The 23,282-nt window shown below is 64.9% G+C and carries 24 protein-coding genes; 17 read left to right on the top strand and 7 right to left on the bottom strand.

Going from position 1 to position 23,282, the window contains the following annotated elements:
* Positions 1 to 11: 11 nt before the first annotated feature.
* From ACIBJI_RS13580 to ACIBJI_RS13565, 4 genes are read right to left on the bottom strand one after another with little or no spacing between them, the layout of a single operon-like run.
* Positions 12 to 1,061 (bottom strand): ABC transporter substrate-binding protein, encoded by a 1,050-nt coding sequence (locus ACIBJI_RS13580; RefSeq protein ID WP_364354321.1) that lies wholly within the window; start codon positions 1,059 to 1,061, stop codon positions 12 to 14.
* The gene (locus tag ACIBJI_RS13575; protein ID WP_397084321.1) at positions 1,062 to 1,817 is read right to left on the bottom strand and encodes an ABC transporter ATP-binding protein; all 756 of its coding nucleotides are present in this window, start codon (positions 1,815 to 1,817) and stop codon (positions 1,062 to 1,064) included. It abuts the gene before it with no gap.
* Positions 1,814 to 2,659: an ABC transporter permease gene (locus ACIBJI_RS13570; RefSeq protein ID WP_364354327.1), complete on the bottom strand. Its 846-nt coding sequence runs from the start codon at positions 2,657 to 2,659 to the stop codon at positions 1,814 to 1,816. Before ACIBJI_RS13570 ends, ACIBJI_RS13575 begins: the two co-directional genes overlap by 4 nt.
* A 1-nt stretch (position 2,660) precedes the next feature.
* Entirely contained in the window at positions 2,661 to 3,704 is a 1,044-nt protein-coding gene (locus ACIBJI_RS13565; protein WP_397084318.1) for an NrtA/SsuA/CpmA family ABC transporter substrate-binding protein, read from the bottom strand.
* 284 nt (positions 3,705 to 3,988) lie between these two features.
* Between ACIBJI_RS13565 and ACIBJI_RS13560 the strand changes: the two genes are divergently transcribed.
* Together ACIBJI_RS13560 and ACIBJI_RS13555 are read left to right on the top strand one after the other, a co-directional pair.
* Positions 3,989 to 4,747 carry an IclR family transcriptional regulator gene (locus ACIBJI_RS13560; protein WP_364354331.1) on the top strand — a complete coding sequence of 253 codons (759 nt, stop codon included), beginning with the start codon at positions 3,989 to 3,991 and terminating at the stop codon, positions 4,745 to 4,747.
* 313 nt (positions 4,748 to 5,060) lie between these two features.
* Positions 5,061 to 6,011 carry a TIGR03564 family F420-dependent LLM class oxidoreductase gene (locus ACIBJI_RS13555; RefSeq protein ID WP_364354334.1) on the top strand — a complete coding sequence of 317 codons (951 nt, stop codon included), beginning with the start codon at positions 5,061 to 5,063 and terminating at the stop codon, positions 6,009 to 6,011.
* Positions 6,012 to 6,129: 118 nt separating this feature from the next.
* Here the strand turns inward: ACIBJI_RS13555 and ACIBJI_RS13550 are convergent, their stop codons facing one another.
* Positions 6,130 to 6,300: a hypothetical protein gene (locus ACIBJI_RS13550; RefSeq protein ID WP_397084314.1), complete on the bottom strand. Its 171-nt coding sequence runs from the start codon at positions 6,298 to 6,300 to the stop codon at positions 6,130 to 6,132.
* Positions 6,301 to 6,326: 26 nt separating this feature from the next.
* Here ACIBJI_RS13550 and ACIBJI_RS13545 point away from each other — a divergent pair, with 26 nt between their 5' ends.
* Positions 6,327 to 6,491 carry a beta-ketoacyl synthase N-terminal-like domain-containing protein gene (locus ACIBJI_RS13545; RefSeq protein WP_397084312.1) on the top strand — a complete coding sequence of 55 codons (165 nt, stop codon included), beginning with the start codon at positions 6,327 to 6,329 and terminating at the stop codon, positions 6,489 to 6,491.
* A gap of 206 nt (positions 6,492 to 6,697) precedes the next feature.
* Here the strand turns inward: ACIBJI_RS13545 and ACIBJI_RS13540 are convergent, their stop codons facing one another.
* Complete coding sequence (locus tag ACIBJI_RS13540; RefSeq protein WP_397084309.1) at positions 6,698 to 7,636, bottom strand: class I SAM-dependent methyltransferase; 939 nt, start codon at positions 7,634 to 7,636, stop codon at positions 6,698 to 6,700.
* 153 nt (positions 7,637 to 7,789) lie between these two features.
* On the opposite strand from ACIBJI_RS13540, the gene ACIBJI_RS13535 reads away from it, so the two are divergent.
* Complete coding sequence (locus tag ACIBJI_RS13535; RefSeq protein WP_364354343.1) at positions 7,790 to 9,553, top strand: helix-turn-helix domain-containing protein; 1,764 nt, start codon at positions 7,790 to 7,792, stop codon at positions 9,551 to 9,553.
* A 282-nt stretch (positions 9,554 to 9,835) separates the two neighbouring features.
* Entirely contained in the window at positions 9,836 to 10,504 is a 669-nt protein-coding gene (locus tag ACIBJI_RS13530) for an alpha/beta hydrolase family protein (protein WP_364354346.1), read from the top strand.
* Between the two features lie 106 nt (positions 10,505 to 10,610).
* Here ACIBJI_RS13530 and ACIBJI_RS13525 read toward each other — a convergent pair whose 3' ends face one another.
* Complete coding sequence (locus tag ACIBJI_RS13525; protein ID WP_364354349.1) at positions 10,611 to 11,204, bottom strand: TetR-like C-terminal domain-containing protein; 594 nt, start codon at positions 11,202 to 11,204, stop codon at positions 10,611 to 10,613.
* Between the two features lie 713 nt (positions 11,205 to 11,917).
* Here ACIBJI_RS13525 and ACIBJI_RS13520 point away from each other — a divergent pair.
* The 12 genes from ACIBJI_RS13520 (at position 11,918) to ACIBJI_RS13465 (ending at position 23,256) form a co-directional block, all read left to right on the top strand.
* Positions 11,918 to 12,181: a phosphopantetheine-binding protein gene (locus tag ACIBJI_RS13520; protein ID WP_040699456.1), complete on the top strand. Its 264-nt coding sequence runs from the start codon at positions 11,918 to 11,920 to the stop codon at positions 12,179 to 12,181.
* Between the two features lie 38 nt (positions 12,182 to 12,219).
* On the top strand, positions 12,220 to 13,356 hold the full coding sequence (locus tag ACIBJI_RS13515; RefSeq protein WP_364354352.1) for a 3-oxoacyl-ACP synthase: 1,137 nt from the start codon (positions 12,220 to 12,222) through the stop codon (positions 13,354 to 13,356).
* On the top strand, positions 13,353 to 14,366 hold the full coding sequence (locus ACIBJI_RS13510; RefSeq protein WP_397084306.1) for a hypothetical protein: 1,014 nt from the start codon (positions 13,353 to 13,355) through the stop codon (positions 14,364 to 14,366). Before ACIBJI_RS13515 ends, ACIBJI_RS13510 begins: the two co-directional genes overlap by 4 nt.
* Entirely contained in the window at positions 14,363 to 16,051 is a 1,689-nt protein-coding gene (locus ACIBJI_RS13505; protein WP_396954870.1) for an FAD-dependent monooxygenase, read from the top strand. Before ACIBJI_RS13510 ends, ACIBJI_RS13505 begins: the two co-directional genes overlap by 4 nt.
* Positions 16,048 to 16,542 carry an SCP2 sterol-binding domain-containing protein gene (locus tag ACIBJI_RS13500; RefSeq protein WP_364354361.1) on the top strand — a complete coding sequence of 165 codons (495 nt, stop codon included), beginning with the start codon at positions 16,048 to 16,050 and terminating at the stop codon, positions 16,540 to 16,542. Before ACIBJI_RS13505 ends, ACIBJI_RS13500 begins: the two co-directional genes overlap by 4 nt.
* Positions 16,539 to 17,816 (top strand): beta-ketoacyl-ACP synthase II, encoded by a 1,278-nt coding sequence (locus ACIBJI_RS13495; RefSeq protein ID WP_364354364.1) that lies wholly within the window; start codon positions 16,539 to 16,541, stop codon positions 17,814 to 17,816. Before ACIBJI_RS13500 ends, ACIBJI_RS13495 begins: the two co-directional genes overlap by 4 nt.
* A gap of 3 nt (positions 17,817 to 17,819) precedes the next feature.
* Entirely contained in the window at positions 17,820 to 18,272 is a 453-nt protein-coding gene (locus ACIBJI_RS13490) for a DUF3237 domain-containing protein (RefSeq protein ID WP_396954868.1), read from the top strand.
* Positions 18,273 to 18,338: 66 nt separating this feature from the next.
* Positions 18,339 to 19,151 carry an ABC transporter ATP-binding protein gene (locus ACIBJI_RS13485; RefSeq protein ID WP_397084303.1) on the top strand — a complete coding sequence of 271 codons (813 nt, stop codon included), beginning with the start codon at positions 18,339 to 18,341 and terminating at the stop codon, positions 19,149 to 19,151.
* Between the two features lie 8 nt (positions 19,152 to 19,159).
* A complete protein-coding gene (locus tag ACIBJI_RS13480; RefSeq protein WP_364354373.1) occupies positions 19,160 to 19,885 on the top strand; it encodes an ABC transporter permease in 726 nt (241 codons plus the stop codon).
* 27 nt (positions 19,886 to 19,912) lie between these two features.
* Positions 19,913 to 20,929: a DUF1702 family protein gene (locus ACIBJI_RS13475; protein WP_397084301.1), complete on the top strand. Its 1,017-nt coding sequence runs from the start codon at positions 19,913 to 19,915 to the stop codon at positions 20,927 to 20,929.
* Complete coding sequence (locus ACIBJI_RS13470) at positions 20,930 to 22,558, top strand: fatty acyl-AMP ligase (RefSeq protein ID WP_364354379.1); 1,629 nt, start codon at positions 20,930 to 20,932, stop codon at positions 22,556 to 22,558.
* A 23-nt stretch (positions 22,559 to 22,581) separates the two neighbouring features.
* Positions 22,582 to 23,256, top strand: a complete 675-nt coding sequence (locus tag ACIBJI_RS13465) for an LppX_LprAFG lipoprotein (protein WP_364354382.1) — start codon at positions 22,582 to 22,584, stop codon at positions 23,254 to 23,256.
* Positions 23,257 to 23,282: the final 26 nt, after the last annotated feature.

Raw genomic sequence — 23,282 nt, 5'->3', positions numbered from 1 at the left:
CCCTGACTCGGTCATGCCGCGACCTTCCCGGTGGCGACCAGCTCCCGCGCCCGCGCCAGTGGCTCGTGGGCGACCCAGGAGTCGAGGTCGAAATCGGCGGCCAGGAAACCGTGGGTATAGAGGAACTGCTTCTGCACCCCGAGTAGTTCCACGCGTTCGGGATCCAGCGAAGGATGCAGACCACGATGGAACTCGGTGCCGTAGGCGGCCACGACTCCCTCAGGCCCGGACAGGGTTTCGCGTTGCAGCACCTCCCGCACACCGTCGAGATTGTCGGTCGCCCAGTCCGCGGCCCGCAGGCTTTGAGCCAAGAACCCGATCACCGCGTCCGGGTTGGTGTCGAGCAGATCCTGATGCACCGTAATCGGGCGCGGGGTGCCGTTGTTGACGCGCAGACGTTTGGTGTCGGTGGCGTCCAGGTCCACCGCCACCCGCAGCCCGTGCTGCGCGGCGACTTCCTGAGCGCGGGCACCTTTGACGTAGATGGCGTCCACCTCACCCCGCAGCAACTCCTCGGCGCCCCAGGTGATGGACCGGGCACGCTGCTGAACCTCGGTGCGCACCTGCGGATCCCGCTCCACACCCAGTTCTACGACCTGCACGTCGGCGAAGGTGAGCCCACCCAGTCGCAGGGCACTGTTGAACCCGTGCAGTGCCATCGCTCGCGGGAAGCTGCGCGCCTGATCCTGCGCCCAGGCCGGGATGCCGATCCGCAGCCCCGCCAGTTCGGCCGGTGAACGCACCGGCGACTGCGGGCCGGCCAGAATGGCCTGCGCTTCGTCGATCCAGGTCAGCCCGATCAGCCGGGTCGGTGAGCCCTGAGCGCGCGCGGCCAGCGCGGGCACGTTGCCGCCTTCACGCACCAAACCCTCGAGAGTGTGGTCGAAGTGGCGGGCGGCCAGCTCCGGGCCGGCGTCCTGCAGGACCCCGAAGTCCAGGCCGTGGGTACGGGCGATCTCGCCCAGCCAGCCCAGACTGTGAGCCAGCCCGCTGGCGGTCGGCACCGGGCAGCGGGTGTACCAGAGGGTGCCGGCGGGATCGGGCTGTGCTGTGTTGGTCATCTATGCTCCTGAGTTCTTCGAGGGCGCGGTGCCGACGCCGAGTTCGGCGAGGAAGGCCGCGCGATAGCGCAGCGCGGCAGGGTCGTTGCCGTCGCGCGGTTGGGCCAGGTCGATCTCGGTGTCCACCGCGAACCGGCCGTGATCGAGAATGAGCACCCGGTCGGCCAGGCGCACCGCCTCGTCCACGTCATGGGTCACCATGAGTACCGCCGGGTGATGGCGGGTCACCAACTCCCCCACCAGGTCCTGCATCTGCAACCGGGTCAGCGCGTCCAGCGCGGCGAACGGCTCGTCCAGCAACAGCAGTTCGGGTTCGCGCACCAGCGCCCGCGCCAGCGCCGCACGCTGGGCTTCACCACCGGACAGGGTCGACGGCCACTGCCGGGCCTTACCGTCCAGATGCACCTCGGCCAGCGCGCGCAGGCCCGCCTCCCGGGTCTGCTTCGAACGGCGTTGCCCCACCGTCACATTGGCCAGCACCCGCTTGGACGGGATCAGCCGCGGCTCCTGATAGACGGTGGTGCGCACCGTCGGCACCAGTACCTGCCCGGCGTCGGAGGTTTCCAGGCCGGTGAGCAGGCGTAGCAGGGTGGTCTTGCCGGTGCCGCTGGGGCCGAGCAGGACTACGAACTCGCCGCGGCGAATGGTCAGATCAACCCCGTCGAGGACGATCTTGTCACCGAAGACCTTGCGCAGTCCGGTGATCCGAACGGCGACCTGCGCGGTGGCACGCGGCGACTCTTCGACGGCGGTCATCGGATTGCCAACTGCCGCCGCCAGGGCATCGCATACCGTTCGGCCAACCGCACCACGGCGTCGAAGATCAAGCCCAGCACCGCGTACAGCACCACGCACAGCACCATGTAGTCGGTGCGGTTGTACTCCTGCGCCAACGTGACCAGATAACCCACCCCCTCGGTGGTACCGACCTGCTCAGCGGCGATGAGGCCGGTGATGCTGATGGACAAGCACACCCGCAGCGCCATGAGGATCCCCGGCAGCGCCGAGGGCAGGATCACCTCCAGCACCAGCCGCGCCCCGCTCAAACCGAATCCGCGCGCAGCCTCGACCACTTTGCGGTCCACATTGCGCACTCCCAGATAGGTGTACGCGTACATGGGCGCGATTGTGGCCACAGCGATGAGTGCCACTTTGTACAGCTCGTCGATGCCGAACCAGGCGATGAACAAGGGCACCAGCGCCAGGAACGGCACCGCGCGCACGATCTGCATGGTCGAGTCCACCAATTCCTCACCGAGGCTGGACAATCCGGCGAGCAGGCCGAGCAGCAGCCCGACACCGACGCCCAGCCCGACACCGAACGCGGCCCGGGTGAACGAGGCCACCGCGAAGTCGAGCAGCTGGCCATTGCCCAGCAGTTCGGTGAACGCCGACCAGACCTTGGGCGGTCCGGCCAGCACCTGCGGCGAGAGCACACCGGTGGCCGAGCCGATCCACCAGGCGGCGACGATCAACGCGGGCAGCAGCACACGCAGCGGTACCGACAGCCAAGCCGGATGTGCTTTCTCGACCCGAGTCCGCGGCGGAGCCAACGCACCGAGGTCTTCCTCGGCGACGGGGACTGTGAGCACAGCCATGTCAGTGACCCGTCTCGAGTGCGGCCAGTTGCTCAGGAGTGAGCTTGGCCTTCAGGTCGTAGAAGATGTCGGAGGCACTGATCTTGCGGGTAATCACGCCGTTGTCGGCGAACAGATTTACTACATCGGCCAGATCGGTGGCATCGGAGTCGGCCGGCAGCCGCGGCACGGTCGCCTCCGCCCCGACCCGCAGAGCGTCGGCCAGGCGCGCACCACTGATCGCGCGCGGACCGGTCTGCTCGAAGACGTTCTCGAACCCGGCGGGATTGTCGTGCTGCTGAGCGGTCAGGCTCTGCAGCACTTCGAGGTACTTGGCCGCGACTTCGGGCCGCTTGTCGAGGATCTCGGTGCGGAACACCACCACCGAGTTGTCCTTGGAGCCGATGCTTTGTTCGGTGGCGATCTCCACGCCGCCGTTGGCCTTGGCCTCCTGATACGGCACCAGGAACGACGCCCACGCATCGACCTTGCCGGTCGCGAACGCCGAGGCGGCGTCCTTCTGCTGCAACGGAACTCGCGTCACCTTGTCAGCCGGGATACCGGCCTGCGCCAGTGCCTTGAGCAGGATGTATTCGCCCTTGGCAGCCGGGTTCACCGCGACCCGCTTGCCGACCAGATCCGCGACGGAGTGGATGCCGGAATCCTTGCCGGCGATGATGCCGCTCTGATCCTTGCCCGCCGGGTCCTGCACCGCGACGATACGCACGGCCACGTCCTTGGACAGCGCGCCGACCACCGGGCTGAACGCGGCACCGGAGACATCGAGTTCCTTGGTGTTGAACAGTTTCAGCATGGAGCTGAATCCCGGTGTGGTCGTGACCCATTCGACCTTCGCGCCCAGCGGTGCGAGCGCCTTGTCGAAGGTACCGTCGCGCTTGGCCACCGCCAGCGGACCGGAATTGCCGGGGTCGGCCACCTTCAGTACCAGCTCCGCCCGCGAGCCCGCCTCGGTGGCGGTTCCCGAGCTACACGCCGCCACCAGAGCAACGACGGGGGCGAGCGCGAGCGCGAGACGCCAACGGCTTGGCCTGCGCGTCCAGAACATCGTGGAATACCTCTTCCGAGTCAGGGATCGAAGCCGATCAATGAGCAGCGACAGTAGGGGCGCAGCCGCGGCGTTGCGAGGTAATGCTTTCCGAGGATCGGAAGGCTTGACACGTACACAATGGAAGCGTTATTGGACACCTATTTTCGGTCGACCGGGTGAAACACAATCTGCCGCCCCGCTTTTCGCTCGCCGTGAGCAGAACCCAGATAACGCCACAGTTTCCACATATCGGAAAGGACTGTCGCCCAGCGGCACCGCCGCGCCGTGTTACCGTCCCCGGCGTGGAAGCTTCCGGAGTGCAGACCGTCGCCCGTGCCCTGTCTGTGCTGGACTGCTTCCGCGGCGGCGAGGAACGCGGCGTATCAGAGATCGCCCGCCAGCAGGGCCTGGCGGTCAGCACCACCCACCGGCTACTGAGCGCCCTCGTGCAGGCCGGATTCCTCGACAAGAACGAAACCTCTAGCCGCTACCGCATGGGCGGCGCCCTAGCCGAATACGGCCAGATCGCCTACCGCCAGCACCGCATCTACCTCGCCGAACCCAGCCTCGAACAGCTCGCCACCACCACCGGCGCCAGCGCCTCGGTCGCCATCCGCCACAGCATCCACGCCGTACTGCTGGGCACCAGCCGCTGGCGCGACAGCGACGGCCACCGCCTCATGGGCGTTCGACTTCCCCTGCACGCCAGCGCCCTGGGCAAAGCTTTGCTCGCCTGGTCCGACACCCCCGACGACTTCCTGACCACCCTGCCCTACGACGAAGGCACCGCCCGCTCGGTCTCCACCCCCGCCGAACTGCGAGAAGAACTCACCCGCACCCGATCCCGCGGCTACGCCTACAACGACGAAGAACTCGACCCCGACTTCCGCACCATCGGCCTGCCGATCCTCACCCCAGCTGGCGACGCCCGCTTTGCCCTCGGCCTGCGCGGCCCCACCACACTCATGATCCCCGAGCGACTCCCGTTCCTCGTCGAGCTGGCTAAAGTGACCGCCACCGAGATCGCCACCCGCTTCGCCGCCGACCAGACCGGCGAATGACACCCGAACACATTGCCGTGCAAGGTATCCATGAGGTTCCCTGTCAGAGGTTGAACCGGTACCGAGCCGTCGACGACCGCTCCAGCAGGTCCGGACGCGCGTCGCGTGGCGGTCGGGCTGACGACAGCGAGTCCTCGACGCGAGAGGTCGACGGTCCGGTGGCAACGACCAGGTTGGCGCCATTACCACATCGGCGCGTCCCCTCCTCAGAAGATCGGCCCACAGTCTCCCAGACGACGAAAATCCTTGTGATCAAGCTGATTTCATCTCACCGTTCAGGAACAGGCGCGCACGCACGCGGGTTGCCCCTGGCATGACTCTCGGAATTGCGCTCGCTGCCTCGAATTCGGGCAACTACGTCGACCAGATCGTGGCGCAGGCCCGCTCGGTCGCCGAGCTGGGTATCGGGTCGGTGTGGTTCGGACAGCGGATGGACTACGACTCCCCCGCCCTCGCCGCCATCGTCGGCCGGGAGGTGCCGGGCCTACAGGTCGGCACCTCGGCCATCCCCGTGGTCGGCCGCCATCCGCTGCTGGTTTCCTCTCAGGCGCAGACCGCCCAAGCCGCGACGCACGGGCGCTATCACCTGGGTCTGGCCGTCGGTTCGGCGCTCGCCGCCAGCGCGTTCGGCACAGCCTTCGATCGGCCCATTACCCGCTTGCGCGAGTTCCTCATCGGGTTGCGGGAGTTGCTCGACACGGGCACCGCCGGCTTCCACGGCGAACTGCTGACGGTCACACCGCCGCTGCCGACCGCGGTTCCCGGGGCAGAACCGCGTGTACCGGTGTTGGTGGCCGCGATGGGGCCGCAAGCATTACGCGTCACCGGCGAACTCGCCGACGGCACCCTGCCGTATCTGGCGGGCCCGAAGACCTTGAGCGAGCACATCGTGCCGGTGATCACGCAGACGTCGGAAACCGCACCGCGCATCGTCGCCTTCGTCCCGGCAGTCGTCACCGCCGATGTCGAGGGCACCCGTGCGACGGCGGTGCAACAGCTGGCGTTCTACGAGCAGGTGCCGTCCTATCGCCGGGTCATCGAACTCGAAGGTGCCTCGCGGGCAGCGGAACTGGCACTCATCGGCGACGAGGAAACCATCGCCGCCGGAATCCAGCGCTACTACGACGCAGGCGCCACCGAGGTCGTGCTGACCACGACGGATCTGGCCGGCCCGGACGATCAGCATCGCACTTGGGCGCTGGCCGGGGCACTCGCGGCAGACCGGGCCGGCTCCTCGTCCGCTGCGGCCCTGCCCGGGTTGTAGGCATCGCGCCATCGGCGAACTCGGCCCGGGCGCACCCGCGCACGGCGTCGCCGACCAACCCGAAGAGTGGCGAGGCTGGCGAGCGCGCACAACGCGGTGGTTACCAGTCCATGCGGTTCTAGGCGCCGACGATTGTCGATGTGGCCTGGTCGAAGGCTCGTTGGCAGATCTCGTCGATGATCGGGTTCTTGGCCAGGTTGTAGTCGGCAGGAGTGTCGGCTGTCAGACCTTGGAACGGGCCCAGTTCGATGTCGAACGGCACGGACGGCCGCGGCCGCGGCCGCGCCAAAGTTGATGATCATGGTGTAGCCGAACATGGCGGCCGCACAGATCGCGATGAACTGGTCCCCACACGGCCCATGTCTGACGCTGAGCACGGCCTGCGCGTCATCGGATGCGATCGGCATGGACGCGCGGAGATTGCCTCCGGCCAGGTGGACGTTGCCCTCGTCGGCGACACGGAAGGCGGGCCTCGCCTGAGGTGTCGGTGACGACGGTTTCGTGCCGGCCAGCGCCTACGCACGCTACGGCTACTGGGCGCGCCGACGACGAATCCCCGGCTGGCTTGCCGCCCGGACTGCGGCAGCATGGTGATGGCGAAGGGGCAGGCATGTTCGTGCTCGAGAGCGCGGAACACGCCCCGTGCCGCGGCGCCCGGATCCACGCGTGGGCGCAGGGCTAGGCACCTACTGCGGTGTACCGGGTTTGGTGCAGACGAATTGCATGACGTCGATGCGGCCACAGCGAGCGTAGTCGGCGCATCCAGTCAGGTACCGGATGCAGGCGTTGTAGGTATCGGGTCCGGCGAGTTCGATGGCGCGGTCGCGGTGCTTGTGCAATACATCGGCCCAATGGTCGAGGGCGGTGGCGTAGTGCGGTCCCACCGACTGCATGCCGGTAACGGTGAATCCGGCGTCTTCGGCGTATGCGGTGACACCTTTGGGATCGCGTCCGCTTGGGGGCAGTAGCGGGCCGCCGCCGAAGATGGTTTCGGTGAGGAACCGCATGAACGCGTCATCGATGCTGGTGTGTTGAATTCCGTGTCCACGCAGTTCGTCGCGGTTGTCGCCGACGATTGCCTGCAGCAGCAGCACTCCATCGGCGGGCATTGTGCGGTAGGCGAATTCGAAGAACTCGCCGTAGCGGTCTCGTTCGAAGTGTTCGAACGCGCCGATACACACGATCCGGTCTGCGCGGCGGTCGAATTCCTCCCAGCCTTGCAGCCGCACCCCACCATAGGGGCGCCCTCGGATCACCCGGTCGACCAGCAGATTCCGCACATACCGGTACTGGTCACGGCTGGGAGTCAGCCCGATCACATTCACCCCATAGGTGTCCATAGCGCGCAACATGGTCGAACCCCAGCCACAACCGACGTCCAACAAGGTCATCCCCGGCCGCAGATCGCACTGGGCCAGAGCGAGGTCGATCTTCGCCAACTGGGCTCGTTCCAAGGTGTCGTCTGGCTGGGGGCAGAACGCGCGACTAGGGGTAAGGGTCGGGTCGAGGAACAGTGCGAAGAACTCATCCGGCAGCTCGGCGCGGGATCGGACCTCTGCGAAGGTCGGCTCCCCCGATAGGTCGGTGATCTTTCGATGGGCCTTGCTGAGGCTCTGGGGGCTCAAACGTCTTCCTCCTGGTTTTGCTGGGCGAAGCACATCTCCTTGTGCCCATAACACAGCGGAAGCGATAGACTGACGGTCTCAATCTGAGACGCGCGTCATCCATTGAGATGGCCGCCACCATGGGTTGAGCAACAAGCACCGAGGTATGAGCAGATGCCGGATCCTCGAGCCGACGTCGCCGTGAGCCTAGAGAAGGCGCGCGAACAATTCCTCACCGTGGGTTCGCTCGATTTCCCGCCGGTGCGCGACACTGTGCTCGATTCGTGGTACCGATCGCGCGCGCTGCAGATCCATCCCGACCGTGTGGAGCTGCCTTATGTGCGGGACCCGAATCTCGACTCCCCGCTGGTGAGCGCCGCTGCGCCGGTACTGCGGCGGCTCGCGAGCGACCTGGCCGACCAGGCTGTCAGCGTCATCCTGACCTCGTCGGATGGGCTCTTGCTCGAGCGCTACGCCGCCGATGCCACAATCATGCGCACACTCGACGGTGTGCAACTCGCTCCCGGCTACAGCTATGCCGAGGACTTCGTCGGCACCAACGGAATCGGCACCACCCTGGAAACAGCCACCCCGACGTTCATTCGCGGCGGCGAACACTATCTCGGCACCCTCGGCGGGCTCGCGTGTGCAGGCTCGCCCATTCGCCACCCGCTGACGCGCTCGATGCTGGGCGTCATCGATCTCACCTGCTGGGCCAGCAGATCAGATCCGCTGCTGCTCGCCCTCGCCAACAGCGCGAGCAGCCAGATCCAGGACCGGCTCCGCGCGCTCGCCAGCGAAACCGAGACCGCGCTGCTGGAGACGTATCTGCGCCAATGCCGCCAGTATCCGCTCGGCGTGCTCGCGATCGGTGGCGACGTGGTGCTGATGAACCACTACCTGCGCCAGGCTCTCGACCCGCACGACCAAGGAGCGTTGCTGCAATATTCGACCGACCTGGTTCGTCCCGGGGCCGTCGGCGCCCTCCTGGCCCCGCTGCCGAGCGGGCAGACCGCGAAAGTGACAGCAGTCGAACGTATTTCGATACGTGGCAGCAGCTTCAACACAGTCCTGCACGTTCAGCTGCTCATCGACCGCGCCGTGGACCACCCGATCGCACACGGCACCCTCGCATTGCCCGGCATCGCCGGTAGGAGCAGCTCGTGGCGGCGTAGCTGCCAGCAGGTCGAACGCTGCTGCCGGAATCGCGAATGGGTGGTCATCGATGGCGAAAAGGGTTCCGGACGAACAAAACTCGCGAAATCTGTCGTCGCGCATGTCAGCCCCGGCAAGATGGCCCGGGTGCTGCGGACGGCCGACTTCGCCGACACCGAGGGACTGCTGTCCGCGCTGCGCACCGAAACCGGCAACAGCAATTTCAACGTTGTCATCAAAGATATGGACCGCCTGCCGACCGAGGCGATCGAGCCGATCGCGGACATACTCCAGACCTGTGCCGGTCGCGGATGGATCGCGGCAACAATGCATTCGGCCACGCCCGCTACGGCTCTCGATTCGCTGCTGCCACTGTTCAGCCAGACCGTCGGCGTGCCCGCACTCCGGCACCGCATCGAAGACCTCGAAGAGCTGGTCCCCTTCCTGCTGGGCGAGCTGACCAACGGCGCCGAAGTCCGGCTTGCCCCGGACGCCATGCGCCAGCTCAACAAGCTATCGTGGCCAGGCAACGTCGCCCAACTACGCCGGGTGCTAGCCGAAACCATTTCACAGCAACGATCCGGTCTGATCCACATCGACAGCCTGCCACCACAATGCCATTCGCTGACCCGGCGCAAACTGAGCCGGATCGAGGCACTGGAACGCGACGCGATCGTGCGCAGCCTGCAGGAGAACAGCGGCAGCAAGGCCGAAGCCGCCGCGGCACTAGGGATATCGCGGGCGACCATCTACCGCAGGATCAAGGACTTCGGCATCGAGTAGGCACAGTTGCCCGGATCGCGCCCGACAGACATCAATCAGTTGAACCAGTACCCGCACCGCGCCAACACCGCCCGCTTCATCGCCGGGCTGAACTGAGCCTCAACAGCGAGGTTGGCTGCGAACAGGTATCTGTTGGCATTCTATCGGTAGCAAGCCACACCCTGATCTGGTGACACTGTCTTCATGCGGAGTGGTCCTCGGTCACGCAGAGCACCCGACCGAACCGCATGTCATCGAGACAGCGTGCCTCGACGCCGCGGCTCGAGAGAGAAGGAGAAACGCATGGCGACGTTCGTCCTGGTGCCCGGCGGTTGGCACGGTTCCTGGTCGTTCGAGGCGGTGGTTCCGCTGTTGGAGCGTGCCGGTCATGCCGTTCACGCCCTGACCCTGACCGGTCTGCGGTCAGACGACGACGACGCGTCGGTTGCGACCGCCAACCTCGACACGCACGCCGACGACGTATTGCGGCTCCTCGATCGTGCCCACATCACCACCGCGACCCTGGTCGGTCACAGCTACGGCGGGATGGTGATCGCTGCCGCCGCCGACCGCGCCCGCGGCCGGGTCTCACGCCTGGTGCATCTCGACGCATACGTCCCGCGCGACGGCGAGTCGTGCTGGTCTTCAACGACCGAGCGCTACCGACAAGTGTTCGCCGCCGGCGCTGCGAGCACCGGCTACGCCGTCCGACCGCCGGACGGCGGCGATCCTCGCCGCCGTCCCCATCCCCTCGCCTCGTTCTTGCAAACGGTCCGGCTCACCGGCGCGCTCGCCCAAGTCCCTCGCAAGGAGTTCATCTATTGCTCGGGATGGGAAGACACGACGCCGTTCGCCGAACTCCGCACCCGACTCCAAGCCGATCCCGAGTGGCAGGTCCACGACCTCCCAACCGGCCACGACGCAATGCACGAGGCCCCGGATGCCGTCGCTGCACTACTGCTCAGCGAATGAATCGCGAATGCCTCGACCCACAACCGACCGGCCTGCCACTGACGGCAGGGTGATTGTTCGAGCCGCGGCTGGCGCGATAGCGCGCCTTGGGCATGGCGCCATGGCTCTAACTCCCGGACAGGACTCCGTCGACCACGACGCGGACCAACTTTTCGGGAAGATCCGGCGTTATCGGTCTGCCCGTCAAGATCACACGCAATTGGATCGAGGCGAATAATGGCTCGAGTACATCAACGGCGGCGATTCCGGGCCGGACCTCACCGCGGGTGATCGCGCGCTCGACGACAGGCGCCATCGCCCGAAGCCGGGTGTCGAAATACAATCGCCGCGCCTCGACCACAGCGGGGTTGTCCGTCGGGACAACACTCATTTGCAAAAGAGATCGCCCGACCGGACTGCCGAGATAATCACACGCCTGTTTCATGAGATCCGTCAGATCTTCGCGGAGCGAGCCGTGGTCGGGTACGACCAGCGACGCCTCGCTACGCGCCGTCAGCGCGTCGAGGATCATGCGTTCGCGGGTCTTCCAGCGACGATAGACCGATGTCTCGTGTACGCCGGCGAGCCGAGCGACCGCCGCGACAGACACAGCGTGTACCGGGGTGCCATTCATGATTTCCGACAGCACCGCGTCACGGACGGAAGTAACGATGTCTGTCGTGCTCTTGACCTGGGATGACACGCTCAACTCTTCAGGCATTCGCGCAGTATAACGACGCGAGAGCGCATTGCCCGGCAGTGGGATTTTATTGAGACTTTACCGAATGGGACTGGAGTTGAACGGCGCGTCGAGCCGGACGGGTCGGAAGAAATCTGGATCTCGAATTCGATTGTGGGCAAGTAGATCCGGACCGATTGGAGGAAGCGCTCGCCGATCTTGTCGTGGCGCATCGAATGCTCTGCACCAGGGTCCGCCGGATGACACTCAGCACCGGATGGCACCCGACAGATGATGACCGCATCGCTGTCGGCAGGTCGTCGCGATGCTCGTTCTGCCGCGTGCAGAGCCTCGAGGATCGCGCGCAGAACGCGGGTATGCGCGAGGCGCTACGCCCCCTCCCAGGTGGATCCGCTTCGCCACCACCAGGTTTCGACCCCAAACCGCAACCCCCTACTACATCTGACTATGGATGAGTTAAGTCACAGCAACTCGTGTTGCGCAGTTGGGCCGACCCGATTATGGTCATACGCAAGTCGACTTGCGCGATGTCAGGCGGGGCCGGATAGGGGAGATCCTCGAAGCACTTGTCGTGTTGTGCATACGGTGACTATGCGGTAAGGAAACGCCGCGCCTGGAAGAAAGTCGACTTGAACGCGACATTGCCGTCGCCGCGTTCGACAATGCTGTCGCTACGTTCATTGCAAATAATTGGCCCGCTAGAGCCGTATCTGCACAGTGAATCGGAGATCCTGATGAGCCTCGAAACGGACGTGTACGGCGACATCGCCGACTATCTGGAAAACCACTACAGCATCGAGATCGACAAGGTAGACCCTTCCGCGACATTCGAGGAACTGGGTCTGGATTCGCTCGGCCTGCTTGGCATTGCGGACATATTGGAGCGAAAGTACACGATTTCGCTGAATGACGAGCGAATCGCCAGTATCAAGACTTTCGGCGAACTCGTCGATACCGTGCGGTCACGCTCGGAGGAATCCAGCGCGAAGTCCCTATAGAGGACCGAGTGTCACATTCGACAGCATTGGAGAATTCGGTGACCGCATATATCACCAGTACTGGTCGCTTTCTTCCGGGCGAGCCGGTAACAAACGACGAAATCGAAGACTTTATTGGCAAAGCGGGAAACGCGAGCTCTGCTCTTCGGGACACGATTCTCGCCAATAGTGGTATCAAAACTCGCTATTACGCCCTGGATCGGGAACAGCGAACTGTGTTCTCGAATACGGAGTTGGCCGCTCGGGCGGTGGAGGATGCCGTCGAGCGATCGGAGATCGCTGCGGAAGATTTACAGTTACTTGCCGCCGCCACGACGCTACCGGACCTGATGGGACCGGGTCACGCGAGTATGGTCCATGGCCGCCTCGCATATCCGCCGTGCGAGATCGTCACCGCGCACGGCATCTGCAGCTCGGGAATGATGGCGCTGAAGAACGCCTACTTGCAGGTGGCAATCGGCGAGAAGGCAGCCGCTGTCGCGGTCGCCAGCGAGTTCGCTTCTCGTGGATTCAAGAGCAGTCGATACAAGTCGCTGGAGAGCCGGACCGAGGAAGGTTCGCTGCCCATGGAGACCGCGTTTCTGCGGTATATGCTCTCCGATGGCGCGGGAGCGGCGGTCGTCCAGGACAAGCCGAGATCGAACGGGGTGAGCCTGCGCATCGACTGGATTTCGCTGACCTCGTACGCCAATACCGAGAAAGCGTGCATGTATTTCGGCAGCGAGTCCAACGATGCCGAGAAGACCTGGATGGATTATCCGAACGCAACGGAAGCCGCTGACGCCGGTGCTCTGGTCGCACGACAGCGACTCTCGCTGCTACCACATCTGGTAAAGGTCGGTATCGACGAGTATGAGCGTTTGCTGAACGACGGGAAATTCGACCCGACTACTTTGAAATGGATTCCGGCGCACTATTCGAGCGAGCGGATGAAGTCGATGGTGCTCGGCGAATTGTCGCGGCGCGACGTTCCACGGCCGGGGCCCGAGGTGTGGTACAGCAATCTCACCCGGGTCGGGAATATCGGCAGCGCAAGTATTTTCGTGATCCTCGACGAAATGCTGCGCGACGAGCTCATCACGCCGGGCGACACGCTGCTGTGCATGGTCCCGGAATCCGGGCGTTTCGCGATTTCGTACATGCATCTCACGGCAGTGGGCGGCACGGGCTCATGAGTGCTGCGCCTCGGGATCTGCCCGTGCGGGACGTCGGCGCCGAACCGGCTGTGATCGCGGTGTATTGGTTTTCGCAGACCGGACAACTGCGTGAGTGTCTCGAACATTTTCTCGAGCCACTGGTAGAAGCCGGTTGCGACGTCCGGTGGATCGAAGTCACCACCTCCGGTGACTTTCCGTTTCCGTGGTCACTCGGTCGTTTCTTCGGGGTATTTCCGGAGGCCGCAGACGCCGAGGCGACCGTGGACATCTCCATCGAGGACGGCGGTCGACCAGCAGGCGATGATGTAGATCTCGTGCTCGTCGCGCACCAGGTGTGGTACCTCAACCCGTCGATTCCGATGCGAACGCTGGTGCGGCGCTACCCCGATCTGGTGACCGATCTGCCGGTCGTGCAGTTCATCGCATGCCGCAATATGTGGGCGTCCGCGGCGGTGAGTATGCGCACCATGCTCACCGCCGCGGGTGCTCGCCAAATCGGTGTTATCGCGGTTACGGATACCGCCAATCAACTTGTGTCACTGTTCACCACCCTGCGGTGGTTGTTGTTGGGCCGGCGGGAGGCGTCGTTCGGTCTGCGTGCCGCCGGTGTGCCCGATGCCGAGCATCAACGGCTGCGTCGGCTCGGTCGGCAACTGGTCGAGGCAGGCGCTGCCAGCGGCGAGCGGGTCACCGCTGTGATGCCCGAGGTGTTGGTGCGGGCCGAATCAGCACGCGAAAATGCCGCGGTGATCGGTCCGGACCTGCTGGCCGGCGCGGCATTTCGATTCGCGGCAGGACGGATCCGCCGCCACACCAGGCCCGGTGGGATCGGTGAGAAAGCAGCACTGGCCGTTTTCGTCAGCGCGCTGGGTTCGGCGATCGCAATCGGCCTGCCGGTAGCCACAGTGGCGCGCATCGCTTTTCGTCATCGAGTGGACGCCGCCATCACTAAGTATCTCGACCGCACGCTGTACGCGGTTGCCGACGACGGCGTGCCCGTGCGGCCTCGACACGAGGTGCCACTATGAGTGTCGACGACTGCGAGGTATTGATTGTCGGTGGTGGTCCGACCGGCCTGATCGCCGCACATCTATTGGGCCGCACGGGGATTCGCACCCACCTGGTGGAGAGCCGATCGAGTGCGTCCACACATCCGCGGGCCACGATGGTCAATGTTCGCACCGCGGAAATACTGCGGGACCTCGAACTGCTCGGTCCGGCACAGGAGGTCGGCACCAGTCTGGAGGCGTCCAGTCGGGTCAGTTTCCACACCACCCTGGTCGGTGCTGAACTCGGCGAGATCGACATGGTGGGAGATGCCGAGAAACTCATGCGGACGGTGTCGGCGAGTCCAGTGCTGCCGCTGATCTGTCCGCAGAACGAGTTGCAGACGCTCTTGCTGCGTGAGTTACGCAACTACCCCTGCGTCAGCGTCGAGTCGGGTGTGGAGATCACCGATCTGATCGTCGACCCCGATGGGGTCGGCGCGGTACGAGCGGACAATTCCGCGCTACGCGCTTCCTACGTGGTCCTCGCCGAGGGAATTCACGGTCGGTTGCGTGAGCGCGTCGGCATTACAGTCCAGGCCTGCGCACCGCTCGGAACGATGTTGGACATCCATTTCACCGCCGATCTCGGCTCGGCGGTCGCAGGCAAGCAGAGCGCCCTGTACTGGGTCATCAACGATGACATACAGGGGGTGCTCATCACCGTCTCGCCGCAGCGCGGTACCTGGCTGCTCGAGCTGACCGGCATCGACATCGACCCATCGGCGATGCCCGACAAAAGCGAATGTGAGCGCCTGGTCCGAATGGCGATCGGTGCGGCCCACATCGACATCACGATCGAGTCGGTCCGGACGTGGGCGATGGGTACGACGGCCGTCGACCGGTGGAGTGACGTCCACCAACGGGTATTCGTGGCAGGCGACGCGGCGCACAGCTTCCCGCCGACCGGTGGCTTCGGCATGAATACCGGCATCCAGGACGCGCACAACCTCGCGTGGAAGCTGCACGGTGTGCTGCGTGGCTGGTCGAGTCCGCGGCTGCTGAACACCTACGAACCCGAGCGCCGCCGCGTCGCGGACTTCAACGCCGCGCGCAGCGTGCACAACGCCGTTGCCATGGACGAGTTCTTCACATCGGCACGGTCGCTGATCGGATCCGGAAAGGGATCCGACCCCGAGATCAGCGAGGCCGCCGCACTGGCCGACGGCATCGAACGACAACGGCCGCATTTCGACTTCTACGGTCAGGCAAGGGGATTCGTCTACTCCACCGACGAAGACCACCCGCAACCGGTTGTCGCGGACGTGGTCGACTATCACCCCAGAGTGATAGTCGGTGCCGTCGCACCACATCTGTGGCTGGAAGAGGATGGCCGACGCACGGCCGTCGCCGATCTGACCGACGGGGCCTTCGCGCTGCTGACTTCCGTCGAAGCCGCGCCCGAATGGCGGGACTCGTTCGGCGCGTGGGCGTCGGTGCTCGGTGACATACCGCTGCGGGTATGGCCGGTGTCCCCGGTACCGCGTTCGGACGCCTTACACGATTTCCGCGACGACGCCATCGGGGTCTTCGGTTTGTCTGACGCGGCGGCAGTCGTCGTGCGTCCCGACGGCCACATCGGCGCGATATTGCCCGGTGCGGATCCGCACGGCGAATTGGCCCGATACCTCAACTCGATACTCGGCGAGAAAGCAGTGACCGCATGACCGACATTTCCCAGGACGAGACCTCCGGCGTCGATCCGCAGCTCGCGGCGGATCTGCTCAGCAACGACCGGGGTCGGGTCAAGCGCGCGATCGAGAGCATCTCCGCACAGCGGCTCGCGGACCATCTCGAGACCGACACCGGCACAGCGGGTTTGGTCGCGGCATTCGATTTGATGCCGACGTTCTATCGCGGCGGTCTGCCCGAGCGTGCGGTGATTCGCTGGGCCGTGACCCGGCGCTCGCAAGGCAAACTCGAACGCGACGTCGAGCTGACCCCCGACAGCTGCACAATCGGCGAAAAGGGCGCCTTCTCCGCGCAACCGGCGGCGACACTTACCGCACCCGCATCGGCGTTCGTCGCGCTGGCCTGCGGTGCGACGCGCGGTGTCGAACTGATGTCGCGGGGTGATCTGCGGGTGGCGGGCAACGTGCAGCTCGCGATGAAGATGGAGCGCCTGTTCGATCTCGAGCCGAATGCGACATCGTCATGAGCGCGCCGAGCCTGCCGCGCGCGGTGACCGCGCGGCGCAGGGTCGCCATCACCGGGATCGGTGTGGTGTCGCCGGTGGGAAACTATCCCGGCGTGCTGTGGGACAACCTGCTCGAAGGTCGTTCGGGCGTCAGCCCCATCACCACGTTCGACGTTGCGAACAAACGGGTCCGGATCGCCGCGACGGTCGACGATTTCACGGCGACGGACTGGATGGAACGCAGGGACGCCATCCGGTTCGATCGTTTCTGTCAGCTCGCGATGGCAGCCTCCGACCTGGCACTCAAAGACGCCGGTGAGCTCAGCGCCGATCCGTCGGACGTTGCGGTGATCATCGCCAGCGCACTCGGCGGGGCCGACACGATTCGCACCACAGTCGGCAACGACCCGGACGGTGAACGGATCCCACCGACCTTCATCCCCGTATCAATGTCCAATGTCGCCGCCTCGGTGGTGGCCCAACGCCACGAATTCGGAGGGCCGAGCTACTCGCCGAGCAGCGCGTGCGCGTCCTCGGCCGACGCCGTCGGCCAGGGCATGCGGATGATCAGAGACGGATACGCCGACGCATGCGTCGTCGGTGGATCCGAAGCCTGCGTCAATCCCGTTATGCTGGCGGGCTTCGCCAGTATGCGGGCACTGTCGCGGCGCAACGACAGTCCCGAGCAGGCCGCGCGCCCCTTCGACGCCGACCGCGACGGATTCGTGTTGGGCGAAGGCGCAGCGGTGCTGGTGCTCGAGGACATGGATCACGCTCTCGCGCGGGGGGCGACCGTATACGCCGAAATCGCGGGCTACGGTCAAACGAACGACAGCCACCATCTGACCGCACCGCGGGCCGATGGTTCCAGCGCCGCTCGGTCGATTCGCAGCGCGCTGCGCGACGCGGGCATCTCGGCAACCGATGTGGACTACGTCAACGCCCACGGCACGGGCACAGTCCTCAATGACCGCGCGGAAATGGCCGCATTGCGTGCTGTTTTCGGTGCCGATCTCGCGAAAACCGTTGTGGGTTCTACCAAGTCGATGACCGGTCACCTCCTCGGCGCGGGAGGCGCGTTGGAGGCCGCCATTGCCGCGCTGGCCGTCAAGACATCGATGATCCCGCCGTCGGTCAATCTCGACCAGGTGGCCGAGGACTGTGCGGGCGCAGCGTTCATCTCGGCGCCGACCGACTCCGATGTCGCTGCCGTGCTGACGAATTCCTTCGCATTCGGCGGACACAACTCGTCATTGGTCCTGCGTCGCAACGACTGTTACCGCACAGAGGAGTAGCTCGTGGAACTGAAGCTCGAAGGTGAAGTCACCGCCTCATTGCATCCTCCTCGCATGGTGGGCAATACCCCGCACGGAATTCGTATGTTCATCGAAGTCGGTGAGGGAAAACTGGAGGGTGAGCGCATCAACGGGCGAGTGCTGCCCGGCGGTGGTGACTGGGTGCTGATCGGCACCGATCAGTGGGCGCGCGCCGATGTACGCGTGCAATTCGAGACCGACGATGGTGCGATCATCTACGCCCAATTCGATGGGCTGATCGAGATGACCGACGCCGTGCAGACAGCGTTCGCGGACGGGGTGCCCACCGCATTCGAGGACCAATACTTCCGGGTGCTGCCGCGCCTGGAGAGCGGTGATCCCGACTACGAATGGGTCAACCAGACGCTTTTCGTCGGTGAGGGCCGATTTACCGAAGGCTTCGGTCTGCAATACCGCTTCTACCGGATCACCTGATCCGAACTGACCGGCCTCGCACAGTGTCACATCCTTCCTCTGTCTGAAAGTGAGGTGATCGGCCTGATGAATTCATCGGATGCCAACTCGTCGTCGAGTGCGATCGACGTCCGATCGGTGACTGTGCGCCGGAAGCGGAAAACGATCCTCGACGACATCTCGTTCACCGTCGGCCAGGGCTCGGTGACGGGTTTGCTCGGGCCAAGTGGATGCGGAAAGACAACACTGATGCGCACCGTCGTCGGCGTGCAGAAGTTCTCGTCAGGCACGATCACCGTGCTCGGTCAGCCGGCCGGGCATCGGCGGCTGCGCCGTGACGCCGGCTACGTGACCCAGTCGCCGTCGATCTACGACGATCTGACCGTTCGGCAGAATGTCCGCTACTTCGGGGTGATGTACGGGACGAAGGCCGAGTCGGTGGATCGGGCCATCGAGGATGTCGGGCTGCTCACCTACCGAGACACGCTGACCGCCAAGCTTTCCGGCGGACAGCGTGCACGGGTGTCGCTGGCGTGCGCGCTGATCGCCCGGCCCAAACTGCTGGTGCTCGACGAGCCGACGGTCGGCCTCGACCCGGTGCTGCGTCGTGACCTGTGGGCCTCCTTTCACAGCCTGGCCGATGACGGCACGACGTTATTGGTGTCGAGCCACGTGATGGACGAGGCCGAACGCTGTGATCGGCTCCTGCTCATGCGGGAGGGCAGCGTGCTCGCCGATTCCGACCCCGCGGGCTTGCTGGGGCGAACCGGAGCCGACACTTTGGAGGGCGCTTTCCTTCGGCTGATCGAGTCCAGTGACGGAGCACGATCGTCCACCACCGTGAAACACCTCTCGACTCACCAGGTTTCCGAAGAGATCCGGCCGGAGGTTTCGTTGTGAATGCCCACATGCTGTTGCACACGACCGCGCGTGTGCTCACCCAGATTCGCCACGACCGCCGCACGGTGGGGCTACTGCTCGTGGTGCCGAGCGTGCTGCTGACCTTGCTGCGCTTCGTCTTCAACGGTCGCCCCGACATCTTCGACCAATTGGGATTGATGCTGCTCGGCATCTTTCCGTACGTGTCGATGTTCATGGTCACCAGCGTCGCCATGCTGCGTGAACGCACCACCGGCACGTTGGAACGACTCATGAGCACGCCACTGTCGAAGATGGATCTACTGCTCGGCTACGGACTGGCCTTCGCCATGGTCGCCGTGGTGCAGGCCGCGGTGGCCGCCACGGTCGCCTACCAGTTCCTGGGGCTCGAATCGCAGGGGTCCATCGCCGCAGTGCTGCTGATCGTCATCGCGACGGCCGTGCTCGGCTCATCGACCGGTCTGCTGACCAGTGCGTTCGCGCAATCGGAGTTCCAGGCCATGCAGTTCATGCCCGCGTTGGTGATCCCGCAGCTGCTGCTCTGCGGTCTCGTTTGGCCGCGGGAGGATATGTCCGGATTCTTGCAAGGGCTGAGCAACGTCGTGCCGCTGCGCTACGCCGCGCAGGGGCTCACCGAGATAGGCACGTATCCACACCCGACCACCACGATGTGGATCGACCTGGTGGTCGTGGCAGCGTTCGCTGCGGCTTCCTTGCTCACCGGTGCGGTAACGCTACGCCGACGCAGTTCGTAACCATCCGATCGCAGCAGGAGCTTCCACGTGACAGCACTTCGCGTTCTTCGCCGAATACTGCCGGTACCCACTCAGGCCGACGCTTTGTTCGCACGCCGTGGGTTCCCGACATCGGCACCGATCACCAGCACACTCGAACAGGTTGGCGTGCAGGTGATCCGGGGTTTCGAGATGGGCGCAGACATTGCCGACATCGATGACCTCGCAGCGGCTCTCGACCATATCGACCCGTTCTATCGCAGCCTGGCCTACGAAGGGGCGGTGACCGCGCTCGTCACCCGCGACCTCATCGACCTTCGGCGGCGTCACCTGGCCCGGCAATTCGTCGAGGGTCCGGGTGCCCCACACGCCTATATGGCTTACGTCGGCTATGGGCTACTGATGCCGCGACTGCCCCGGTTCCTTTGGCGACGGTGCACGCCGAACCTCGGCGACGATGCGGTGTTGTCGCATCTGACCTGGCTGGCGGCCGACGGATACGGTTTCGACGGCGCGTTTTTCCAGACGCAGCGATGGATCGACAGGCAGTGGCGGCCCAAACCGTACTCGTGGGAAGGTGACAGTTCCTACTTCCTGCGCGCCGTCGATCAGGGCGTCGGGCGAGCGTTGTACTTCGTCAACGACGCGGATCTCGAGGCGATCGCCCACCGGATCGAGCGTATGGATAAAGCCCGTCGGGCCGACATGTGGAGCGGTATCGGTGCCGCCATCGCCTATCTCGGTGGAGTCGCGGAGAGCGACATACGCACAGCGCAGCGTCGTGCCGGGCCCGCGGTCGCGGATATGGCACAGGGCGCCGCGTTCGCGATAAAGGCGCGAGCTCATGCCGGGTACCTACCGGATTGCTCGGTTTCGGCAGCACGAGTGCTCTGTAATTCCGATGTCGATGCGGTCGTCGCGGTCGTCGACGAGGCCAGCACACAACCGTTCGGCACGGGCGAGCCCGGTTACGAGCAATGGCGCCGCCGGTTACGCGAGCGGCTCACGCCACCAACGTTGTTGGGCGTGGACCGACAACCGGCCGATCAACCACGAGGAGCTTAGATGTCGCGCTTTATCGATGACGTACTGGCCAGCAGTGCCTCCGAGCGGGGTTTCTCCTACGGCGATCCCGATGCGCTGCGCAGGAAGACCTGGGCAGAGCTGCTGCGGCACAGTCGATGTGCTGCGCAGTCGCTGGCCGATCAGGGTGTGACCATGGGTTCGCGAGTCGCCATTCTTGCCGGTGAACCCGAGGACGTCGTGGTAGCGGTACTGGCCTGCTGGTTGCTCGGCGCCTCGGCCACCATGCTGCATCAACCGACGCATCGAACCGATCTGACTGTCTGGGCGCGTGACACCATCAGATCCCTCGATGTCATCGACGCCAAACTGGTGTTGATCGGACCCCCCTTCGACAGCGCGGCGACCATCCTCGCCGAGCACGATGTGCTCAGTGTGTCGATCGCCCGGCTGGATTCGTCGACACCGTTGGAGCCCACCGATGTTCCGGATGACACCTTGGCGCTACTGCAGCTGACGTCGGGATCCACCGGCAGCCCGAAAGCTGTTGCCATCACGCATGCCAACCTGTACGCGAGCGGTCACGCCATCGCGCGGGCATCCGATATGGATCCGGCCAGAGATGTCGGGGTGAGCTGGTTACCGCTGTTCCACGATATGGGCATGGTGGGGTTCGTGGCGACGCCGTTGCAGTTCGGGGTCGAGGTGGTGTGTGTGAGTCCGACGCATTTCCTACGTTCACCGCTGGTATGGATGGAACTCATCACTCGACATCACGGCACGATGACCGCCGCGCCGAACTTCGCCTACGAGATCGTGGCACGGCGAATGGAGTCGGCTCCGGATGGGGCATTCGACTTGTCCAGTATGCGGTTCGCGTTGAACGGTGCCGAACCTATTGATGCGACCGCCGTCGCCCAATTCATCAGGGCCGGAGCGCGTTTCGGTTTGTCCGCAGGTGCAGTGGTGCCCGCTTACGGCATGGCGGAGGCCACGCTCGCGGTGTCGTTCAGTCCGATCGGTAAGGGCGTGCAAACCGATGCGGTGCGGCCCGACGCCATCGAGACGACCGGTTGCGCGACGCCGGCCGAGGGTGCGGACGCCCGGCTGCTGGTGACGCTAGGGGCGCCGGTTCCCGGTGTCGAGGCACGAGTGCTGGACGACACCGGAGTATCTGCACAGCCCCGAACGGTCGGTGAGATCCTGATCTCCGGTGCCACGGTTACCGATGGTTACTTCACCGAAAACGGTTACAGCTCAGCGCGAAACGAGGGCGGGTGGTTGGCGACCGGTGATCTCGGCTACCTGACCGAATCGGGTGAGATCGTCGTCTGTGGGCGCAAGAAGGACACCATCATCGTCGCGGGCCGCAATATTTTCCCGACCGACATCGAACGCGCCGCCGCGACGGTGGCGGGTGTCCGACGGGGCAACACCGTCGCAGTGCGACTCGAGCCGGGGGAAATCCGCGAGAGTTTCGCGGTCGCCGTCGAGTCCGCCGATTGGAACGATGACCAGCACATCGTACGTATCCAACGGGAGGTCACCCGCGCCGTCCGCGACAGCGTGGGGGCAACACCGCGCTCGGTCGCCGTTGTCGCACCGGGTTCGATACCGAAGACACCGTCGGGCAAGGTGCGCCGAACAAACTCCGCCCACCTGGTCCGATGATCGGCCGACGCGCTGGTATCGCCGTGACCGTCCTCCTGTTGTCGATCGGCGGCACCGCCTGCACCGCCGATGGTGGTTTGCCACGTTCTGCCCAGTTGCTCCGCAACGCGGCGGCGGCGGCGCGTGCAACGACAAGCGCGCACATCACCTTGCAGCTCAGCGGCGCGCCCCTGAGCGGAGTGAGTGTGCGGGCCATGTCGGCCGACGTGGTCCGTGACGGTGACGCGCGAGCGAAAGGACAGCTGGTGGTGCCGTCGGTACTCGGTGACGCCCACGTTGATTTCGTCGAGATCGACTCGACCATCTATACCCAGGACGCCGCCGGCCGATTCGCGCCGGCGCCACCACAACAGAACGGGTCGGCTAATCCGTTACCCACTGCGTTGATAGACCCGCACCGAGGAGTCGCGAACCTCCTGACATCGATGTCTTCGGCACGGACCGAGGCAAAGGAGACCATCGCCGACGTCGAAGCGTTCCGCGTCACCGGACTCGTTGCGGCCCACGACATTGCACAGGTGGTGCCGAGCGTGACCACGGACGGGAGGTTGACCGTGTGGTTCAAAGTGGGTGGCCGACACGAGCCGGTTGCGACCCGGCTGGTGATCGGTCAGGGGGATCCCGCATCGCAATCCGTGCTCGACCTGACGGTCAGCGCCGTCAACCGTCCCGTACATGTCGCCGATCCCCGCCAATAGCTTGCGGTCGGCAAGCTACGAACACC

It is taken from the genome of Nocardia sp. NPDC050408, assembly GCF_044458905.1.
Taxonomy (GTDB): domain Bacteria; phylum Actinomycetota; class Actinomycetes; order Mycobacteriales; family Mycobacteriaceae; genus Nocardia.
The sequence above is the reverse complement of the archived record's forward strand: the minus strand, read 5'-3'. Positions and strand labels throughout refer to the sequence as shown.